Consider the following 3706-nt stretch of genomic DNA (forward strand, 5'->3'; position numbering starts at 1 on the left):
AATTATACGCACCACACATCCTGTTGACAACGGTCCGCCGGGGCCCGCTTTCTGGCGGTGTTTCAACCTGGCCCAGTGGGCCCCCGCGGGCGCCCGGCCCCCCCCCGCGGCCTTCGAGGAGCTCTACCGCCGCACGTCGCCGTGGCTCGCGGTGCGCCTGCGCCGTCGGTGCGCCGACGAACAGGTCGTGGCCGAGGTCATGCAGGAGACGTACCTGGCGGTGTGGCGGGCGGCGGGCTCCTTCGCGGGCGCGGCGGTCGACGGCACGGCGGTCGGGTGGCTGTGGACGATCGCGGCCCGGCGGCTGGTCGACGCGTTCCGCAGGCGCGCGCTCCAGGCCCGACCGCTGCCGGTGGCCGAGGCCGCGCCCGCCGCCGAGGACGAGGTGCTGGCCGGCGCGTTGGGCGACGACGTCGGCGGCGCGTTGCGCGACCTGGCCCCCGAGCTGCGGCAGGTGCTGCAGGCGATGGTGCTGGACGGGCTGACCGTGCGCGAGACCGCCGTGCTGCTCGGGGTGCCCGAGGGCACCGTCAAGACCCGCGCCCGGCGGGCCCGGATCGCGATGCGGGAGGCACTGTCATGAGCGAGCACCCCTCCGCCGGGTCGATCGCCCGCTACGCGGCCGGTGACGACCTGCCCGCCGACCTCCTGTGGGCGGTCGAGGCGCACCTGGAGACGTGCCAGACGTGCCGGCTGCGGCTGGCCGACGTGGCGCCACCGCAGGTCACGGCGTTGACCGAGGCCGTGTGGGCGGACTTGGAGCCGACCGGCACGCCGGTGCGCCGACGTCGCGGGTTCGCGCGGTGGGCGACGCCGTCGTTGCTGCCGTGGCTCGCCATGACGGGGTCCGTGGTGCTGGCGGCGCTGTTCCTGGACGGGCTGCTGGCCCCCGGCTCGGTGTCGTCCGCGGTGCTGCTGGCCGCCCCGATCGTGCCCGTGCTGGGCGTGGCGGCGGCCTGGTCGCGGGGCATGGACCCCGCCTACGAACTGGTCGCGTCCACCGCGCGGGCCGGGTTGCAGCTCGTGCTGCGCCGGACGGTCGCGGTGCTGGTGGTCGTGCTGCCCGCCCTGCTGCTCGGCGGCTGGACGGCGGGCGCGTCACCCGCGTACTGGCTGCTGCCGTGCCTCGGTGTCACGTCGGTGACCCTCGCGCTCGGCGGTGTGATCGGGGTGCGCCGGGCGGCGGTCACCACCGCCGCCACCTGGGCGGTGCTGGTGATCGGTCCGGCGGCGGTCTTCGGCGGCGTGCCCGGCGTGCTCTCGCCGGGTGCGACGCCGGTCTGGGCGGCGGTGCTCGTCGGGGGCGCCGCCGCCGTGTTCTTCAGGTCCGCGGCCTACGCGCGGCTGTGATGGAGGGGAATCCGGTGGCACGTGCGGTGAGCGCGGCGGAGGTCGCGCCGACGGGGTACGCCTGGCAGGTCGAGGCGGAGGGGCTGCGCGTGCGCGCGGGCCGGAAGATGGCGGTGGACGGGCTGGACCTGCGGCTGGGCCGCGGCGTGCACGGGCTGCTCGGGCCGAACGGCGCGGGCAAGACCACGCTCATCCGGTCGCTGGCGACCGTGCTGCGACCCGCGTCAGGGCGGCTGGAGGTGCTGGGCTCGCCGGTGTCCGGGCGGGTGGACCTGCGCCGGGTGCGGCGGGTGCTCGGCTACCTGCCGCAGGAGTTCGGCTACTACAAGCGGTTCACCGTGCGCGAGTTCGTCGAGTACGTGGCGTGGCTCAAGGAGGTGCCCAAGCGGGACGTCCCCGACGCGGTGCAGCGGGCCGTCGAACGGGTCGGGCTGGCCGACCGCGCCGACGACCGGTTGAAGACGCTGTCCGGCGGCATGGTGCGGCGGGCCGGCATCGCGCAGGCCATCGTCAACGACCCGGAGGTGCTGCTGCTGGACGAGCCGACCGCCGGGCTCGACCCCGGTCAGCGGGTGCGGTTCCGCGAGCTGCTCCAGGAGCTCGGCACCGACTCGTGCGTGGTCGTGTCGACGCACCTGGTCGAGGACGTCGCGGCGGCCTGCACGGACGTGGTGCTGTTCAACGCGGGCCGGCTGGTGTTCCAGGGCACGCCCGCCGACCTGGCCGCCGCGGGCGGGCCGGGCCACGTCGGGGACAGCCCGTTGGAGCGCGGCTACTCCGCCCTGCTCGGTGAGGCGGGTGGCTGGTGAGGATCCTGGGGATCGAGCTGAGGCGGACCGCGGCCCTGGTGGTGGGCGTGCTGCTGGTGGTGGTCGTTCTGGGGCTGCTGTTCTGGGGCCCGTCGATGAAGAACAGCACGGCGTGGACTCGGCAGTGGACGACGCTGGCCGAGTGGGTCAGGTTCATGCAGCTCTTCTCGTGGCCGCTGGCGCTCGGCGCGGGCGCGTTGCAGGGCCTGCGCGACCGGCGGTCCGGGGTGGAGGAGCTGTTCGGCTCCACGCCACGCCCGCGGGCCCAGCGGGTCGGGCGGACGCTCGGCGCGCTGGCGGTCTCGCTGGTCGGGGCGCACGTGCTGGTGGTCGCGGTCGGGGCGGTGCGGGTGGCGTCCACGACCGACTACTTCCACCTCGGGTGGGTGCCGATCGCGCTCGTCGGCGTGGTGGCGCTCGTCGCGGCGGGGTGGCTGGGCATGGGGTTGGGGCGGCTCGTGCCGTCGCCGCTGACACCGCCGGTGCTGGCGGTCGCCGGGTTCGCGCTGATGTCGCTGGGCCTGGCGCCCGTGGCCGGCGGTGGGTCCCGCTGGACGGTGCTGCTGCCGTCCCTGCCGATGCCCGTGACGGTGTACGCGAGGGTGGCGGACTCGGTGAGCGCCGTGCAGGCGGTGTGGTTCGCCGGGTTGGCGCTGTCGGGGTTCCTGCTGGTGGCGCTGCGGCGGCGGTGGCCCGCGGTGCTGCCGGTGCTGGTGGCGGCCGCGGTCGCGGTGCCGTTGTTGCCGGTCACGCACGGGGAGGCGATGACGCGCGACCAGGCGGCGGCGGAGCTGGTGTGCGCCGAGCAGCTGTGCCTGACGCGGGCGCACGAGCACGAGCGTGCGGCGTTGGCGGGGCCCGCGCGGGAGGCGTTGCGGCTGCTGGGGAGGCTGCCGTCGCCGCCGACGTCGGTGCGGGAGGTGGCCGAGGCGGTGCGCGGCGAGCCGGCGCGCGGTCCGGAGTCGACGGACGCGGTGTGGGTGCACCTGGACGAGTTCACCTACTTCCGCGGCGACCCGCCGACGGCCGAGCAGGTGACGGCGTACCTGGTCGCCGGTGCCGGCACGCGGACCTGCTACGGCGACACCATCCCGGACGACGTGGTCCGCGAGGTGGCGGCGCGCGCGGTGATGACGGGGTGGCTGACGGGCGACCTGGAGCCCCTGCCGCTGTACCGGCGGTGGTTGGGCGAGCAGATCGACGCCGTCGCCGGCCGCGCGTGGGAGCAGCTGAGGGCCCTGCCCGAGCCCGACCAGGCGGCCCGCGTCCAAGCGGCGCGCGAAGTCCTGGCCGCGTGCGCGGGCGACGCCCTGACCGCCCTCACCGGGGGTGCCGCGTGACCCGGTGGTGGGTGCTCCACGCACGGGCGCGGCAGGTGCCCGCGTCGGCGGCGGCGGTGGCGGTCGGGATCGCGGCCCTCGGCGCGCTCGCCCACCCGGACGGCAGCGTGCAGTTCGCCGCCTTCGGCGCGGCGATCGGGGTGGCCGCCGTCGCGACCGGCCTCGGCGGGCACGACCTCGCCCAGGACCGCACGGCCGCGTTCGGCT

4 protein-coding genes and 1 pseudogene are annotated in these 3706 nt (G+C 76.3%); all 5 read left to right on the top strand.

The window, feature by feature from the left end:
- The first annotated feature begins 67 nt into the window (after positions 1-67).
- On the top strand, positions 68-583 hold the full coding sequence (locus AB0G02_RS31190) for an RNA polymerase sigma factor (RefSeq protein ID WP_360801174.1): 516 nt from the start codon (positions 68-70) through the stop codon (positions 581-583).
- Positions 580-1350: a zf-HC2 domain-containing protein gene (locus AB0G02_RS31195; protein WP_360801165.1), complete on the top strand. Its 771-nt coding sequence runs from the start codon at positions 580-582 to the stop codon at positions 1348-1350. Before AB0G02_RS31190 ends, AB0G02_RS31195 begins: the two co-directional genes overlap by 4 nt.
- On the top strand, positions 1350-2159 hold the full coding sequence (locus AB0G02_RS31200) for an ABC transporter ATP-binding protein (protein ID WP_360801168.1): 810 nt from the start codon (positions 1350-1352) through the stop codon (positions 2157-2159). The genes AB0G02_RS31195 and AB0G02_RS31200 overlap by 1 nt, the downstream gene beginning before the upstream one ends.
- Positions 2156-3499 (top strand): hypothetical protein, encoded by a 1344-nt coding sequence (locus tag AB0G02_RS31205; RefSeq protein WP_360801171.1) that lies wholly within the window; start codon positions 2156-2158, stop codon positions 3497-3499. Before AB0G02_RS31200 ends, AB0G02_RS31205 begins: the two co-directional genes overlap by 4 nt.
- A pseudogene (locus AB0G02_RS31210) lies at positions 3496-3706 on the top strand (hypothetical protein); the annotation flags it as partial. The gene AB0G02_RS31205 and the pseudogene AB0G02_RS31210, both read left to right, overlap by 4 nt.

This window comes from Actinosynnema sp. NPDC023658, assembly GCF_040639995.1.
In the GTDB taxonomy this organism is placed as follows: domain Bacteria; phylum Actinomycetota; class Actinomycetes; order Mycobacteriales; family Pseudonocardiaceae; genus Actinosynnema.

Coding starts and splice junctions, on each gene's coding strand:
- AB0G02_RS31195 (WP_360801165.1), top strand. CDS start 580: ATGAGCGAGCACCCCTCCGCCGGGTCGATCGCCCGCTACGCGGCCGGT.
- AB0G02_RS31200 (WP_360801168.1), top strand. CDS start 1,350: ATGGAGGGGAATCCGGTGGCACGTGCGGTGAGCGCGGCGGAGGTCGCG.